The organism is Fictibacillus sp. 18YEL24, from assembly GCF_015903855.1.
GTDB classification, from domain to species: domain Bacteria; phylum Bacillota; class Bacilli; order Bacillales; family Fictibacillaceae; genus Fictibacillus; species Fictibacillus phosphorivorans_C.
The window spans coordinates 258,751-273,743 of record NZ_JACZDT010000006.1; the positions used below are offsets into that span (position 1 = coordinate 258,751).

Below are 14,993 nucleotides of genomic sequence, written 5' to 3' on the forward strand. Positions count from 1 at the left end.
CGATAATTCCTTTCTCATAAAAAATGTTAATAATCTCAAACACTATAAACTGTTTCGTCCTTTTAATCAAGTAAATATCTGTTAACAAATTGTGAAAAGTACACACCTATATACCTTATGAAAATCAAACACCCTCTATTACAGGTTTTCCCTTAAATCAAAAAAAGAATCCGTGCGATGACGGATTCTTTCATTTACCTATAAAAACTTATAGTGAGCTGAATGCTCTCCCAGCGGCTTCGATCGTTGCGCGAACGTCTTCTTCGGTGTGTGCAGTTGTTAAGAACATCGCTTCGTATTTAGATGGAGCGAGATTGATTCCTTCATGAAGCATATGTTTAAAGTATCTTCCGAAAATCTCACCATCTGTTGCTTCTGCTTGTACATAGTTCTCAATTTTTTCATCGGAAAAATAGAGCGTTAGAGCACCTTTCAAGCGGTTGATCGTTACGGAAACGCCATATTTCTCAGCTTGTTCAAGCAAACCTTTTTCAAGAATCGCACCCAAGCGGTCCATTTCCTCGTAAACGCCTTCTTGTTTAAGAACTTCTAAACAAGCAATACCCGCTGAGATTGACGCTGGGTTTCCTGCCATCGTTCCTGCTTGATACGCAGGTCCTAGTGGTGCTACTTTTTCCATGATCTCTTGTTTACCGCCATATGCGCCGATCGGCAGACCGCCACCGATAATCTTTCCGAGCGCTGTCATGTCAGGTTTTACACCTAAAAGATCTTGTGCACCTCCATACATGAAACGGAAAGCGGTGATCACTTCATCATAGATTACAAGTGCACCGTGCTCATGAGTAATGTCGTTAATAGCTTGCAAGAAGCCTTCTTTCGGTTCAACGATCCCAAAGTTTCCAACGATCGGTTCCACTAAAACAGCAGCGATCTGGTCACCCCATTTATCCATCGCCTCACGATAAGCATCAACATCATTAAATGGAACGGTGATTACTTCTTGTGCAATAGATTTCGGAACACCAGCTGAATCTGGGGTACCTAATGTAGATGGACCAGAGCCAGCCGCGACTAAGACTAAATCGGAATGGCCATGATAGCAGCCAGCGAACTTGATGATTTTATCGCGTCCTGTGTAAGCACGGGCAACGCGGATTGTTGTCATAACCGCTTCTGTTCCAGAGTTTACGAAACGAACTTTATCAATGGCGGGCATCGCTTCTTTTAACATCTTCGCAAATTTAACTTCAAGAGAAGTAGGCGTTCCATAGAGAACTCCGTTTTCTGCGGCTTTCACGATCGCCTTAGTGATATGAGGATGAGCATGTCCGGTAATAATAGGACCATAAGCAGCTAGATAATCGATGTAACGGTTACCGTCTTCATCCCAAAAGTATGCGCCTTGTGCGCGTTCCATAAATACAGGTGCACCACCACCAACTGCTTTAAAAGAACGGGACGGACTGTTTACACCGCCAACAATATGTAGAAGCGCTTCATCATAGAGTGCTTCAGATTTCGTGTGATTCATCTATAAATACCTCCTGTAAACGATACGTCTGTTAAGTTCAATTCATATTGTAGCATGAATAAGCCCGAGGAACAGGGATGGGAAACTATGACAAGATAGTCTCAACTATTTGAGTTTATGAATGGGATTGGAGTAAACTATTCGAGTGCCTTGAGTTTCTCTATTAGGAAACTCTATAATTTCCATTGGCAAAATTGAGAGCTTCACAGTGAAATGAATGTGTTTTTGTTCAAAGCTCTTTTCTAAAGATAAGTTACTTTTGGTTCTTTCATTTTCTTCATTGACAAGTTGATTGGAGCGGAAGGTGCGAGACTCCTGTGGGACAAGCGGTCAGTTTTAAATGTGAAAGTGGCTCGTTCAGCCCCGACCAGCAAAAGTTGAATGGGCTAGGAAGGCGCAATTTGCCTTCTTGACCGTTTAACTTTTGACCTCGAGGGGCTAGCCACTGTAACCGGTCAGGTGAGACACTTAATGGCGCAAAGCGGCAAGTGGCTCACCGCCTGCCCCACGGAAAGCGAAGCACCTGAAGTGCAGATCAACCACTTTCAAAAGCAACATGTATCGCGAAAAAATTTACGGGGGCATTCTTATGCAGAACATAATAGATGTGCAAGGTTTAAAGAAAGAATTTAAATCCTTCTCCAGCCGATCAGGTCTGAAGGGGGCGTTTCGTGATCTTTTCACACGAAACTATACGATCAAGACAGCAGTGGATGACATCTCTTTTACGATAAAAAAAGGAGAAATGGTCGGCTATATTGGTGAGAACGGTGCTGGTAAGTCGACTTCCATTAAGATGCTGACAGGGATCCTCACACCGACTGACGGAAAAATAGTCGTCAACGGCATGAATCCGCATAAAGAGCGAGAGAAGTTCGTAAAAACGATCGGTGTAGTCTTTGGTCAAAGATCGCAGTTATGGTGGGATATCGCTGTTCAAGAGTCATTCAGATTGCTGAAGAAGATCTACAATGTGCCGGATCAACAGTATGAAGAGCATATGAAAGACGTCATCGAGACGCTAGATATCGGGCCGTTACTTGATAAACCGGTTCGAAAACTTTCACTCGGACAACGCATGCGCTGCGAATTAGCTGCAGCACTTATTCATAATCCGCCGCTATTGTTTCTGGACGAGCCGACGATCGGACTGGATGTGCTCGTAAAATTGAAGATTCGTGAATTTTTAAAAAGAATCAACGAGAAATATGGTACGACGATTCTTTTAACAACGCATGACCTTTCAGATATTGAAGCGCTTTGTGAACGAGTGGTTATGCTTGATGAAGGAAAAATTATTTATGATGGACCACTAAAAGAGCTTCGTGAAAATTGGGCAGAAGGAAAACAGATTCAATTTCAGTTTAGTGAAGAAGCGACGTTGGAAGAGTTGCAGCATCTTACACAAGAACATCTTGTTGTTTGGGAAAAAGGTGAGAGTGATCTAGTATGGGTTGCTTCTGTTGATGCTGACGAGACCGTGATTTCAGGTGTGATCGGAAAAGTAACAGCAGCTAAAAAGATTGCTGACTTGAAGATCCTTGAGATCTCAACAGAAGAGATCATTCGAAATATTTATGTTGAAGGTGCTGTTCGTCATGGGTAAGTATATCGAGATGATTCGCATCCGTTTTCTAATGATGCTCGCATACCGAACGAACTATTACAGCGGAATACTCATCTACAGCATTAACATAGGAGCTTATTACTTTCTATGGAGTGCCATCTATGGAGGAAAAGAAAACATACAAGGTCTTTCTATCACGCAGATGACAACGTATATAGCTGTGGCGTGGATGGCCAGAGCCTTTTACTTTAACAACATCGACCGGGAGATTGCGATGGAGATTAAAGAAGGAAAAGTTGCCGTTGAGATGGTTCGTCCTTATCCGTATTTAAACATGAAGATGATGCAGGGCTTAGGCGAAGGGATCTTCAGGCTTTTATTCTTCTCTGTTCCTGGAATGATCATCGTAGCGCTCGTGTTTCCTATTGAGCTCTCCACGAATGCAAGTACATGGTTGTTATTTTTCCTATCGATCACGTTCAGCTTTATCATTAATACACAGATCAACCTATTAGCTGGAATTGCAACTTTCTTCTTATTTAATAATGATGGATTGATTCGCGCAAAACGTGTTGTGATCGATTTATTTTCTGGACTTATCTTACCGCTTAGTTTTTATCCAATGTGGGCTCAGAACGTGATGAGCTATTTGCCGTTTCAAGGAATCAGCTATATCCCGAGTATGATTTTTACGGAAGGGTTTAAAGGTTCGCAAATTTATGAAGCCCTTCTCAACCAGGCAATATGGTCGCTGCTCCTTATCATTCCCGTGTATGGGCTTTGGATTTTGGCGAAGCGTCAGCTTGTGGTTCAAGGGGGTTAATAGCAGATGGAGTATATTTCAATCTTTTTTCAATACGTCGGTCAATATTTAAAAACAAGGCTTACGTATCGTGCCGATATGATAGTCGAAATCTTTTCAGATCTATTATTTCAAGCGGTGAATTTAGTTTTTATCCTCGTCGTATTCGGTCATACGAATCTTCTTGCCGGATGGAGTAAGGATGAGATGATCTTTATTTACGGATTCTTCTTAGTTCCATTCTCGATCTTTGCTTCTTTCTTTAATATTTGGGATTTTACAGACAGATACATTGTTAAAGGTGAGATGGATCGAATCTTAACAAGACCTGTCCATAGTCTATTTCAAATTGTACTTGAACGAATGGAGCTAGAATCTCTTTTTGGTGTAGTAACAGGATTAGTTGTCATGTTCTATGCAGGTGATAAGTTGGGTCTAGAGATCAGCTGGTACGATCCGTTCATCTTCATTCTGTTAGTAATAGGCGGAGCACTCGTGTATGCAGGTATTTTTATTGCACTTGCAACGATTGGATTCTGGTCTGATTCGAGAACAGATATTATGCCGATGATGTACAACATCGGAAACTACGGTAGATATCCGGTTGATATTTACAACAAAGTGATCAAGTATGTGTTAACCTGGATCCTTCCGTTCGCGTTTGTCGGTGTATATCCATCTTCCTATTTTTTAGAACGTGAAGAGTGGTATACGTATGCGTTCTTAACACCAGTTGTGGGAATCGTGTTTTTCTTAATCGCTGTAACGTTATGGAACGTTGGAGTGACAAAGTATAGAGGCGCTGGTAACTAAAGAAAAACCGTTCTCCTTCAGAGGGAGAGCGGTTTTTGTTGTTTAATTTTCAATACTAGACTTGTTTTGCCAAAATCGTTCTAGGACAGATGAGGTGAGACATTTAAAAGTGAAACTTACTAAAGTGGCAAACACTGCCTGCCCACGAAAAGCGATCAAACTAAAACGGAAATCAACTACTCTCAAAAGCTACAATGAATACAAAAACAGCCATTTCATTTAGACAAAGATCGGTTTTTAAAATGCTGTTCTAGATCTTTCGTCATGATGTTAATGCAAAGGACAAGAAAGGCAAAAGCGGTTACAGGTACCATGACGATAAATGGCTCTAGCATTAGTTCCTTGTGATAAGCAGAGATTAATCCAGTCCATTCATTAGAAACCGTCGCATAATGGTTGAATTGGTCATGCTCTTGACCGGAAGTGATTTGCACACCGCCAATAAAAAGATGATAGATTGCTAAGTGAAGCATTAACGTTAGAACTTGTGCAAATTGGCGGCCGACTAAAACAAACAGTCTCGGCCATAAATGGGGGAGAATATGTTTTGCTGTGATTTGAAAGTAAGAAGCACCCATCAGTTTGGCACAAATAACATACTCCGTTCTCGATAACAGTTCAGCCGTTTCAGCGATGATTTTTCCGAGCGGCAGAACACCAACTGCAATAAGAACAAGCAATTGAAGAAATAATGTTTCTGAAGTTGAGAACACAGAGTCACTTCTTAATTCGTAAAAAAGAAAAGGAGACAAAGTCAGCAGTACAATAAGGGATTCTGGAACGTATTGGAAGCTTTGGATCAGACCGCTGAACCAGCTGCTATTAAACAAGCGTTTAAAAAACAATCCCAAAATAACAGAAACTAAGGTTCTTACTAACGTAATGATACAGGCAAAAAAAATCGTATATTTGGCACCGTCAACTAAGAGATAAAATAAATCTTTTCCAATACGATCTGTACCAAGCCAATTCTCTTTAGAAGGACTATAAGGCGGAATCTCCAACTTTTTTAAGGCATCAGAGTATCGAAATTGGTTTACTTCAGGTTCAGAAAGTGCGAGCGGAATGACAATACTTGCTGACAAAATGAACAGCAGCAAAAAGAGACCTGCAAAGAAAAGAGGAATTTTACTCAGCACGAATATACCTCCTCTTGATGATCGCTTGTTGTACACCTTTAACTGCTGCAAATAACGGAGTGACAATCAGCAGTAAAAGCATTGTCTTCGTTTCATAAGGCTGTTCACTTAATAGAATTTGAATAACACCGTTCATATTAAACAGGTACTCCAATACGACCATCTGGCTGAATAAAAGAAGCATGATGATGGGAAAGTGTGTACTGAGTTCAGAGATTGTGTTTCTTAAAAGATGTTTAAAAATTATAGCGGATTTACTGATTCCTTTTGAACGAGCAAAGGTGATATAATCCTTATCCATCTCTGTCTCTGAAAGTAATAACAGCATTCTAAACATATAGATACCAGGTACAATACTGAGTGTTACGAGCGGAATCAAAAGAGCAGGTTCCTTGCTGGATGTAAAAGGATTTGCGGCAAGCCACCCTGTTTGTTTATAAATCCAAACAACGAATAGCTGTATGCAAAAAACAAAGAACAAATCTGGCATCGATTCTAGTAGGTTGCAGCATTTTAGAAGTACTTTTTTAAAGATTGAAGGAAGCAGTTCCGTCATCCATCCAAGTATAATAGCTATAATGATAGCGATAGTAAAACTAGCTAAGATGAGTCCTGCAGTATAGATGACAATACCCCAAACCTCTGGAAATAAAGGTCTTTCAGTGATCTGATTCAGAAACTCTACTGAGCGGTTTTCGGGCATTTTAGGAAAGGCGAGTGTTTGTGTTTGTGTGTATAGAGTTAACGAATGTGGTTTGGTTAGTTGGACAATAGTTTCAATAACAGTCTGTCCGTAACGAAACAGGCTGAATTTCAAAGTGTCCTCTCCAGCAAATAAAGACGGAGTTGCAGAGAGTAAAACAACTCCTATTGAGAGCAATAAATAAGGCTGAACAAAGATTGATAACTTTCTCATGAATTGTCTTCCTTTCACGTTAAGTCTGCCGTGAAAATATATTCGTCCAAAACAGGCTGCTGCATAAATTGAGCGACATCTGTACGAAGTGATTCCAGTCTTTCTCGCTTACCGGTGTAAAAAACGTAATAGCCTTTTCTTTGTGTTTCGGCTAAACCGCATAAAAGCAACTGCTTTAAATGATTTGATACGGTAGCTTCAGTGAGATTATATTTATAGGCGAGTTGTTTAGTGCTGTAAGGATGGTGAAGCAAGTCTTGCAGGATTTTAAGTCTTCTTGGCTCACTGAGTACCTTTAATAAGGTAATTAAATCTTCAGGTGGTTCATGGTTTTTTTCTGAATCTGGAACAGCAACATGGAGTGCGATGCTAACACGGTCTTGGTTGCAGCAAAGCATGACGTGTGGGGTAGCGAATGTAGATGGCTGAATCACGAGTTTAGGAAACTCTTCAAACGGAAACGTGTAAACATCATTCTTCTTAATTTTTATTGAATCAGAAGTTACTGTAACATCAGGATGTATGCTGTTTAAACTTTCAATTTTCGAGTCACTCAGTTCTTTCTTGAAATTGTCAGATGCTCTTGCAATCCAAGGCGTAATTCTGAAAAGCTCTTCTGCAAACAAGTAACGATTGTATTCATAAAAGAAATCACAAAACTTCCTTTTCCATTGCGCAGCATGTAAAAGAATGTCTCGTTCAATTGATTGAAGGGGTGCTGATGCAGGACTGTTTTTCCACTTTAGCAAAGAGTCGCTTCCATATTTCTCACCTAGCAAGAGATAGGAAAACGTTAAGTCTGGTATGAGAGCTATACGTTCGATGGCCTCTTCGACGGTAGATTCATTAAATTGAAATTCGTTTCGAATGTTAACGAAATACATCCAGTCATAAAAATGCGGTCCCCATTTGTTGATTAAAAGTAAAAGATCTTGCGGTAATTTATTTTTTGATTTTTCAGCCCATGCAAGTCGATATGGGTGGTGAGCAGGATTTTGAATAACGTGGAGGCTCATTATCATTTCGTTAAAAGGGGAAAAGTTAACTGAAACAAGTGCCATTTACATCGTCCTTCCATTATGAATGATATATAATTTGATTAGCTAAAGATCGAATCAGTTTTTGAGAATTCCAAAATTACAAATAATTTACATTCTAATGGGTGAAAAGTCAATGTTTATCTTCTGGACTTAAGACCTGATTTTTTACATATCAAAGCTTATTGTTATAAAGAAACATTCATTATCTTGTAAGATATAAACATAATTACATTGCATAGCAGAAATGAGGAAATACATATGAAAATCATGGTGATCGCAGGAAGTCCGACAGCAGAATCAAGAACAAGAGGAATTGCACAGTTCGCTGCTGAAACGTTGAAACAGATGAACGTTGAAGTGTTGTATTTTGATGTAGGAATCGATAAATTGCCTCTATTTACAGGAGATGCTACGACAGCTCAGAATGAGGCAGTAAAAAAATTAGCTGAGTATGCTGAAAAAGCTGATGGATTTTTTGTAACGAGCCCAGAGTATCACAGTGGAATAAGCGGAGCATTGAAAAACGCGCTTGATTTCTTAGGAGGAAAGCATTTTAAGAACAAACCGTCAGCAATTGCTGTTGCTGCAGGAGGCGGGAAAGGCGGAATGAACGCATTGACTAATCTTCGCACCGTGCTCCGCGGTGTGTACAGCTTAGTGCTGCCTGATCAATTTGTTGCCGATCCGGTTAATTTTGATGAAGGTAACGTACTCGTTGATGAATTGGCACAAACGCGTGTACGTGAATTAACACTTCAGTTAAAAGAGTTAACAGAAGCGATTTCAGTAAACCAAGCTAAATAAAAAGTAAGAAGACAGCCTGTGAAAAGCAGGCTGTCTTTTTTAATCATAAGGCTGTCCTATTCAATCTTTCTTTTTCATAAGATAAAGAGAGGTGGACAGAATGGAAAATGCCATATTAATAATCTTACTCATAACAACTGCTGGTCTCATCATCCGTAGTATATGGATGCTCTTTAAACATCCTGGAATTAAAGAACATCTCATGCCAGCGAGTCATCTGCTGATCTTGTTCATCGTGTATGGAACGATCATTTCAGGATTTGGACTCATCTATGCCCTTATCTCTTTGATGGGCTATCCCGTCATAAAACTAGAATTGAATCAGAGTGACTTTTTCTCTTTTATAGAAGCATGCATCTATTTTAGCAGTACGACGATTTTGTCAGTAGGTTATGGAGACATCGTACCTGTTGGAGCGGGAAGGTGGATTGCCGCGCTTCAAGCATTGATCGGGTACTTGTTGCCGATTGCTTTCGTATTATCTTCAGTCGTTCACCACAACAAGATGGCAAAATAGTTGTTTGAAACCGAATATATAGGCTACCCTTAAAGAAGATGAAACTTTAAGGAGGTCTCAATGCTATGACGATAAAAACAGGAAGTAAAGCACCAGACTTTAAATTGCCAGCAAGTAATGGAGAAGAAGTTGCATTAACAGATTTTAAAGGGAAAAATGTGGTCCTATACTTTTATCCAAAAGATATGACACCAGGATGTACAACACAAGCATGTGACTTTAGAGATCGTCATGAAGATTTCAAGAAACGGAATACGGTTATTCTTGGGGTAAGTCCGGATCCGTTAGCCCGACATGACAAATTCATCGAGAAGCATGGTCTGCCGTTCATCCTTTTAGCGGATGAGGAGCATAAAGTTGCTGAGCTTTACGATGTTTGGAAACTGAAAAAGAATTTCGGCAAAGAATACATGGGTATCGAACGTTCTACGTTTATTATCGATGGAGAAGGAAACATCGCGAAAGAATATCGAAAAGTTAAAGTGAAGGATCATGTTGAAGAAGCGCTCAAATTTATAGAAGAAAACTTAGTATAGAAAAAAGCCTCGAAGAAATCGGGGCTTTTTTTACTTGTTGATAAAAAATCAGCTTTCCTGAAGTTCTGTAACAGGAATGTCCATCTCATGATCGGGTTCTTCTCTTGTGTAAGCTCTAGCGGTTTGATTGTTTTCATCAACAGATTGTAGCCATACAGGAGTTCCGTTATGAAGCACTTTAATTTCTTTTTCAGACTCAATGATCTGTTGAGCACGTGATACGTTCATGAATTCATTCACCTCCACGCCAACTAGTATGCAGCAGAGACTGATAGACTATGCTTTTCGTTCTTAATAAATAGGCATGATGGCTCATGCGTGATAAAATGAAATAGTGTGAATTTTATAACATATAATTTCGGGGGTATACATAATGAGAGATGAACGTTTAACGATGTTGGCTAGAACATTGCTGACGCATTCACTAAAGGTTGAAAAAGGACAAAAAGTACTTATTACTTCATTCTTAGCAGGGAAGCCACTTGTAAAAGAGCTCGTTCAGGAAACTTATAAATTAGGAGCATTTCCTTACGTTCAACTTGCAGATGAAGAGATTTCACGTGCGTTAATGATGGGTTCTACGAGAGAACATTCTGAGGCACAATTGAAATGGGATCTTGCACGCATTGAAGATATCGATGCATATATCTCTATTCAATGTAAAAACAATGATGCAGAGTTCTCGGAAGTGCCAAGTGAGATTTTCCAGATGAAAGCTGAGATCAATAAGCCTGTTCAAAACATGATCATCAACGACCGCCAATGGGTATTATTAAACTACCCAACTACAGGTCTCGCACAAATGGCAAAAATGAGCTTAGAAAAGTTCACTGATTTTGTGCTTGATGTATGTAACGTTGATTATAAAGCAATGGCTGAAGCGCAAAAGCCACTTCATGCCTTGATGGAAAGAACAGATAAGGTTCGCATCACAGCTCCTGGAACTGATTTAACATTCTCGATCAAAGGAATCCCAGCTGTAATGTGTGCAGGTGAAAATAACATTCCTGACGGAGAAGTATTTACGGCACCAGTAAAAGACAGTGTGAATGGAACTATTACTTATAACACACCTTGTCCTTACCACGGTACAACGTTTAACAACGTAAAACTTACATTCAAAGACGGAAAAATCGTTGAAGCTACTTCAGACAACACCGAAAAATTAAACGAGATCTTTAACACAGATGAAGGTGCACGTTATGTTGGGGAATTTGCGATCGGGGTAAATCCTCTTATCCAACATCCAATGGGAGATATCTTATTTGATGAAAAGATAGGCGGCAGCATCCATTTCACACCGGGAAGAGCCTATCAAGATGCATATAACGGAAACGAATCCGGCATTCACTGGGATATGGTTTTGATCCAGCGTCCAGAGTATGGCGGTGGGGAAATCTACTTTGATGATGTATTGATCAGAAAAGACGGTTTGTTCGTACTGCCAGAACTTCAAGGTCTTAATCCAGAGAACCTAAAATAAATGCTCTTCCCAAAGTATTATTGCTTTTGGAGGTATTTCGTTTTCTTCATTGCTTGTTGATTGTAGTGGAAGGTGCAAGACTCCTGCGGGACAAGCGGTCAGGTGAGATCCTTAAGGACGCAAAGCGGCAAGGAGCTCACCGCCTGCCCCGCGGAAAGCGAAGCACCTGGAGCGGAAATCAACTCCCTTAAAAAGCTTTCTAATACTAAACAATCTAAACAAAACAGCAACAACTTAAAAAGCGGGGAGCACGTTCCCGCTTTTTCTAATCCACGAAAAGAAGGTGTTTCTTATGATTCTTTCAAGTGCACGATTACGAGATGAGATAAAGGACGAGATAAAGAACAAGTTCCCGGAAGAAGAATTTCAATTCTATAACAACATGAAAGAAGCTAAGGCGGATCTTAATCAAGCTGAAATCTTAGTATCTTATGGAGAAGATTTGACTGATGAGTTGGTTGCTGAAGCAAAAGAACTAAAATGGATCATGGTCATTTCAGCCGGCCTTGATAAAATGCCTTTCGAAGCTTTAGAAAAACAAAATGTTCTAATCACGAATGCAAGAGGTATCCATAAAACGCCTATGGCGGAATATACGATCTCTATGATGCTACAAGTGTCACGGAAAGCAAGCTTATTATTAGATAATCAAAAACAACATATCTGGGATCGAAAAGTTCCGATGACTGAGATCTCTGGAAAGACACTTGGAATATTAGGAACGGGAGCAATTGGATGCGAGATAGCAAGACTTGCGAAAGCTTTTAATATGAAAACCATCGGATTTAACAGAAGCGGGCATCCGGCTGAAAACTGTGATGTAATCGTGGATGAAGAAGGAATCTCCACTCTTTATGAAGAAAGTGATTTTATCGTCAATGTTCTCCCATCAACGCCACAGACTTTTCATTTCGTTGGAAAGAGTGCTTTTTCTCTAATGAAGCAGAACGCAGTATTCATTAATATCGGAAGAGGGAAAACGGTAGACGAAGAAGAGCTAATCCGATCATTGCAAGCCGAGAAAATTGGCCACGCTGTTCTAGATGTGTTTGAAAAAGAGCCATTAAAAGAAGAAAGCCCATTGTGGAATATGCAGAACGTAACGGTTACGCCGCACCTTTCAGGGATTTCACCTCAATATCAAGAAAGAGCGATTAAGATCTTTTGTGATAATCTAACTCTATATAGAAATGATAAGCGTGAAGAGATGATCAATATCATTCCATATGACCGGGGGTATTAATATGAAAATATACACAAAAACTGGAGATAAAGGAACAACATCCTTAATTTTTGGTGAACGCGTTGCTAAAAATGATGTGCGCGTAGATGCGTATGGTACTTGTGATGAAGCGAATAGTATGATCGGCTTTGGCGTGAGTTTGCTGCCGAGGGAAGAATGGGCAGAAAAAGCCACAACTGTTATGCAAAAAGTACAGACTGTTCTTTTTCATGTTGGAGCTGAGCTAGCGACTCCAGCAGGGAAAGAAGTAGCGTGGAAATTAAAAGAAGAAGATATCTCATTTCTTGAAGAAACGATTGATCAATGGCAAGCGGGATTGAAACCTTTAAAGCAGTTCGTTCTTCCCGGAGGATCTCCATCTGCAAGCGCATTGCATGCGGCAAGAACAATTGCAAGGCGAGCTGAACGTATTGCTGTAGAAATTGAAGGGGTGAATCCGCTTGTATTGTCTTATCTTAACCGGCTTTCAGATTTCCTCTTTGTTGCCGCACGTTACGTTAATGAACAAATGAAAGTCACAGAGCCAGTTCTCCACGAAGATCATTCATAATAGAATACTGCATACATACACTTCAATTGACAAAACCTGTAGAAAGGCAGTAGACTAATTATAACGATTATAAAGTAAGAATTCTTAAAGAAATGGGGTGCATGACGATGTCAAGCGCTAAAATAAATGCGGCAATCGACAACTTAAAATCAGTAGGTGTACGGATTACGCCTCAGCGTCATGCTATCTTAGAGCATCTTATCCAATCAATGTCCCATCCGACTGCTGATGAGATTTACAAAGCGCTGGAGGGAAAGTTTCCAAATATGAGTGTAGCAACAGTCTACAATAACCTTAGAGTATTTAAAGAAGCGGGTCTTGTAAAAGAACTCACTTATGGGGATTCATCAAGCCGATTTGATTGTGTGACGACAGATCATTATCATATTATCTGTGACTCATGCGGAAAGATCGTGGATTTTCATTATCCAGGTCTAGATGAAGTTGAGAGTCTAGCTGAATCTGTAACAGGCTTTGATGTAGGACGACACCGTATGGAAATTTACGGAGTATGCCCGGATTGCAAAAGAAAACATTAAAAAAAAGCTGACTTTCCACTACGGTAAGTCAGCTTTATCTATTCTCTTTGCGCATCTGGCGTTTAGAGTTGTACTTTTCATCAAATTCTTCGCCCTCAAGACCTTTATCCATCGTAAGTGGCTGGTTACACGACATACATGCATCTACACGGCCGAGTACTTTTGTTACTTTTCCACAGTTTGGGCAAACAACCTGTACTGCCTGAGTAGAAATCATACCGATCCAGAAGTAAACACCAGCACTGGCGATCGTTGCGATAAACCCAATCACCATGAAAATAGACATAACGACAAAACTTGTCTTGAAAAACAGGCCTGCATACATGATGATAATACCTATAAACACAAGGCTAAGAGCGAACGTACGTATTTTATTGATTTTGCTCGTATACTTTATCATACCTGTCCCTCCTCCGTTCATTAGTATAACATATGAACTCTTAGGAAAATAAAAAGGATTTCTTTATTTGGTGTTGAAAGTAACAAACAGGATTTTGTTAAAATGGGAGATGACCTTCATGGAAGATATTTTACGCCCGCTGTATCAGGAGAGAGCAAGCAACGAAAACACATTAGGGGTGCTTTTTGTTGAGAAAAATAAACCATTCAGCCCTGGAACGGATCATTTTGATTCAATACTTCTTATTATAGTAAAAGAATCCGATCAGCCTTTGATGATCAAACACTACGAGTTTGAGTCAACTTCAGCTGCGCTTCACATTGTGACAGAACAACTGCTTAACTCTTGGTTGATGCTTGGTACGAACAGAAGAGCGGTTGATTGGGTAATGAATGGGAAAGTTCTATTTAACCGCAATGAGTACATAACAAGATTAAGAGACCGACTTCACGAGTTTCCGGCTGAAGAGAGGACACATAAGATTGGTCTTGAGTTTGCAAAACTACTTCGCCGTTATAACGATGGAAAAGAACTCTTTCACTCCGGCCATTATTTAGATGCATTCAACAACATCATGCACGCTCTTCACCATCTTGCACGTTTATCTGTTATTGAGCATGGATACTATCCAGAAGTTACAGTTTGGAATCAGGTGAAGATGATTCAGCCTGAAATCTTTAAGTTGTATGAAGAGCTTGTAACAGGTGAAGAAACGATTGATAAAAGAATCGAACTTCTATTACTAGCATCAGAGTTCTCCCTATCTTCTAAAACCAAATTAGGTGCGCATCATCTGTTGGGTATTATTAAACAAAAAGATGAGTGGGCTTATCATGAATTAATGGAACATGATGAGGTACAAGATTATGCGATCGATCTTCCTATGATTCTTACACACCTAAAAGATAAGGGTTATATAAAGGCAATCAAGCGTGAAACCAAGAGCAAAAACCTGTATCATCGTTACTACTCAATAAAAGAATAAAGTTTTTTCTAAAAAGGTGTTGACCTGTTTATCTATATCGTGCTATATTATTTCTTGTCGCTGCGACACACAGAAACATTGTTGCAGACGGGAAACACGATAAAAAAATAGGTTGACATCTTGTTTTTAAGATGGTATCCTAATAAAGTCGCCAAAACGAGCGG

General features: G+C 39.8%; 17 protein-coding genes. 11 read left to right on the forward strand and 6 right to left on the reverse strand.

Features of this window, described 5'->3' with window-relative positions; all coding sequences use genetic code 11:
- Window positions 1-208: 208 nt before the first annotated feature.
- Entirely contained in the window at window positions 209-1,495 is a 1,287-nt protein-coding gene (locus HU823_RS18930; RefSeq protein ID WP_197223021.1) for a glutamate-1-semialdehyde 2,1-aminomutase, read from the reverse strand.
- 589 nt (window positions 1,496-2,084) lie between these two features.
- Between HU823_RS18930 and HU823_RS18935 the strand changes: the two genes are divergently transcribed.
- Genes HU823_RS18935 through HU823_RS18945 form a run of 3 tightly spaced genes read left to right on the forward strand, consistent with a single transcriptional unit; the run spans window position 2,085 to window position 4,677 of the window.
- Window positions 2,085-3,101, forward strand: coding sequence for an ABC transporter ATP-binding protein (locus tag HU823_RS18935; RefSeq protein WP_137792263.1), 1,017 nt, complete (start codon window positions 2,085-2,087; stop codon window positions 3,099-3,101).
- Window positions 3,094-3,885, forward strand: coding sequence for an ABC transporter permease (locus HU823_RS18940; RefSeq protein ID WP_144703842.1), 792 nt, complete (start codon window positions 3,094-3,096; stop codon window positions 3,883-3,885). The genes HU823_RS18935 and HU823_RS18940 overlap by 8 nt, the downstream gene beginning before the upstream one ends.
- A 6-nt stretch (window positions 3,886-3,891) precedes the next feature.
- Window positions 3,892-4,677, forward strand: a complete 786-nt coding sequence (locus HU823_RS18945) for an ABC transporter permease (RefSeq protein WP_191755535.1) — start codon at window positions 3,892-3,894, stop codon at window positions 4,675-4,677.
- Window positions 4,678-4,892: 215 nt separating this feature from the next.
- Here HU823_RS18945 and HU823_RS18950 read toward each other — a convergent pair whose 3' ends face one another.
- The 3 genes from HU823_RS18950 to HU823_RS18960 are packed head-to-tail and all read right to left on the reverse strand — an operon-like array spanning window position 4,893 to window position 7,793.
- A complete protein-coding gene (locus HU823_RS18950; protein ID WP_197223022.1) occupies window positions 4,893-5,816 on the reverse strand; it encodes an ABC transporter permease in 924 nt (307 codons plus the stop codon).
- Window positions 5,806-6,732, reverse strand: coding sequence for an ABC transporter permease subunit (locus tag HU823_RS18955; RefSeq protein ID WP_197223023.1), 927 nt, complete (start codon window positions 6,730-6,732; stop codon window positions 5,806-5,808). Before HU823_RS18955 ends, HU823_RS18950 begins: the two co-directional genes overlap by 11 nt.
- Window positions 6,733-6,746: 14 nt before the next feature.
- A complete protein-coding gene (locus HU823_RS18960) occupies window positions 6,747-7,793 on the reverse strand; it encodes an ArsR/SmtB family transcription factor (RefSeq protein WP_197223024.1) in 1,047 nt (348 codons plus the stop codon).
- Between the two features lie 237 nt (window positions 7,794-8,030).
- Between HU823_RS18960 and HU823_RS18965 the strand changes: the two genes are divergently transcribed.
- The 3 genes from HU823_RS18965 to bcp all read left to right on the forward strand — a co-directional run bounded on the left by HU823_RS18965 (window position 8,031) and on the right by bcp (window position 9,629).
- A complete protein-coding gene (locus HU823_RS18965) occupies window positions 8,031-8,576 on the forward strand; it encodes an NADPH-dependent FMN reductase (protein WP_197223025.1) in 546 nt (181 codons plus the stop codon).
- Between the two features lie 100 nt (window positions 8,577-8,676).
- Window positions 8,677-9,093 carry an ion channel gene (locus tag HU823_RS18970; RefSeq protein ID WP_197223026.1) on the forward strand — a complete coding sequence of 139 codons (417 nt, stop codon included), beginning with the start codon at window positions 8,677-8,679 and terminating at the stop codon, window positions 9,091-9,093.
- A gap of 65 nt (window positions 9,094-9,158) precedes the next feature.
- A complete protein-coding gene (gene bcp / locus HU823_RS18975) occupies window positions 9,159-9,629 on the forward strand; it encodes a thioredoxin-dependent thiol peroxidase (protein ID WP_197223027.1) in 471 nt (156 codons plus the stop codon).
- 48 nt (window positions 9,630-9,677) lie between these two features.
- On the opposite strand, the gene HU823_RS18980 is transcribed toward bcp, so the two are convergent.
- Window positions 9,678-9,857, reverse strand: a complete 180-nt coding sequence (locus HU823_RS18980; protein WP_197223028.1) for an H-type small acid-soluble spore protein — start codon at window positions 9,855-9,857, stop codon at window positions 9,678-9,680.
- Window positions 9,858-10,002: 145 nt separating this feature from the next.
- Between HU823_RS18980 and HU823_RS18985 the strand changes: the two genes are divergently transcribed.
- The 4 genes from HU823_RS18985 to perR all read left to right on the forward strand — a co-directional run bounded on the left by HU823_RS18985 (window position 10,003) and on the right by perR (window position 13,444).
- Window positions 10,003-11,112 (forward strand): aminopeptidase, encoded by a 1,110-nt coding sequence (locus HU823_RS18985; protein ID WP_197223029.1) that lies wholly within the window; start codon window positions 10,003-10,005, stop codon window positions 11,110-11,112.
- 292 nt (window positions 11,113-11,404) lie between these two features.
- A complete protein-coding gene (locus tag HU823_RS18990) occupies window positions 11,405-12,355 on the forward strand; it encodes a D-2-hydroxyacid dehydrogenase (RefSeq protein WP_197223030.1) in 951 nt (316 codons plus the stop codon).
- Window position 12,356: 1 nt separating this feature from the next.
- Window positions 12,357-12,905, forward strand: coding sequence for a cob(I)yrinic acid a,c-diamide adenosyltransferase (locus HU823_RS18995; RefSeq protein WP_197223031.1), 549 nt, complete (start codon window positions 12,357-12,359; stop codon window positions 12,903-12,905).
- 107 nt (window positions 12,906-13,012) lie between these two features.
- On the forward strand, window positions 13,013-13,444 hold the full coding sequence (gene perR / locus HU823_RS19000) for a peroxide-responsive transcriptional repressor PerR (RefSeq protein ID WP_137792276.1): 432 nt from the start codon (window positions 13,013-13,015) through the stop codon (window positions 13,442-13,444).
- 34 nt (window positions 13,445-13,478) lie between these two features.
- Here perR and HU823_RS19005 read toward each other — a convergent pair whose 3' ends face one another.
- Complete coding sequence (locus HU823_RS19005; protein WP_066286256.1) at window positions 13,479-13,844, reverse strand: YgzB family protein; 366 nt, start codon at window positions 13,842-13,844, stop codon at window positions 13,479-13,481.
- Between the two features lie 118 nt (window positions 13,845-13,962).
- Between HU823_RS19005 and HU823_RS19010 the strand changes: the two genes are divergently transcribed.
- Window positions 13,963-14,829 (forward strand): nucleotidyltransferase-like protein, encoded by an 867-nt coding sequence (locus HU823_RS19010; protein ID WP_197223032.1) that lies wholly within the window; start codon window positions 13,963-13,965, stop codon window positions 14,827-14,829.
- Window positions 14,830-14,993: the final 164 nt, after the last annotated feature.

What these genes read in the sequence shown, in the direction of transcription:
- HU823_RS18930 (WP_197223021.1), bottom strand. Translation starts at nt 1,495, where the DNA reads ATGAATCACACGAAATCTGAAGCACTCTATGATGAAGCGCTTCTACAT.
- HU823_RS18935 (WP_137792263.1), top strand. Translation starts at nt 2,085, where the DNA reads ATGCAGAACATAATAGATGTGCAAGGTTTAAAGAAAGAATTTAAATCC.
- HU823_RS18940 (WP_144703842.1), top strand. Translation starts at nt 3,094, where the DNA reads ATGGGTAAGTATATCGAGATGATTCGCATCCGTTTTCTAATGATGCTC.
- HU823_RS18945 (WP_191755535.1), top strand. Translation starts at nt 3,892, where the DNA reads ATGGAGTATATTTCAATCTTTTTTCAATACGTCGGTCAATATTTAAAA.
- HU823_RS18955 (WP_197223023.1), bottom strand. Translation starts at nt 6,732, where the DNA reads ATGAGAAAGTTATCAATCTTTGTTCAGCCTTATTTATTGCTCTCAATA.
- HU823_RS18960 (WP_197223024.1), bottom strand. Translation starts at nt 7,793, where the DNA reads ATGGCACTTGTTTCAGTTAACTTTTCCCCTTTTAACGAAATGATAATG.
- HU823_RS18965 (WP_197223025.1), top strand. Translation starts at nt 8,031, where the DNA reads ATGAAAATCATGGTGATCGCAGGAAGTCCGACAGCAGAATCAAGAACA.
- HU823_RS18970 (WP_197223026.1), top strand. Translation starts at nt 8,677, where the DNA reads ATGGAAAATGCCATATTAATAATCTTACTCATAACAACTGCTGGTCTC.
- bcp (WP_197223027.1), top strand. Translation starts at nt 9,159, where the DNA reads ATGACGATAAAAACAGGAAGTAAAGCACCAGACTTTAAATTGCCAGCA.
- HU823_RS18980 (WP_197223028.1), bottom strand. Translation starts at nt 9,857, where the DNA reads ATGAACGTATCACGTGCTCAACAGATCATTGAGTCTGAAAAAGAAATT.
- HU823_RS18985 (WP_197223029.1), top strand. Translation starts at nt 10,003, where the DNA reads ATGAGAGATGAACGTTTAACGATGTTGGCTAGAACATTGCTGACGCAT.
- HU823_RS18990 (WP_197223030.1), top strand. Translation starts at nt 11,405, where the DNA reads ATGATTCTTTCAAGTGCACGATTACGAGATGAGATAAAGGACGAGATA.
- HU823_RS18995 (WP_197223031.1), top strand. Translation starts at nt 12,357, where the DNA reads ATGAAAATATACACAAAAACTGGAGATAAAGGAACAACATCCTTAATT.
- perR (WP_137792276.1), top strand. Translation starts at nt 13,013, where the DNA reads ATGTCAAGCGCTAAAATAAATGCGGCAATCGACAACTTAAAATCAGTA.
- HU823_RS19005 (WP_066286256.1), bottom strand. Translation starts at nt 13,844, where the DNA reads ATGATAAAGTATACGAGCAAAATCAATAAAATACGTACGTTCGCTCTT.
- HU823_RS19010 (WP_197223032.1), top strand. Translation starts at nt 13,963, where the DNA reads ATGGAAGATATTTTACGCCCGCTGTATCAGGAGAGAGCAAGCAACGAA.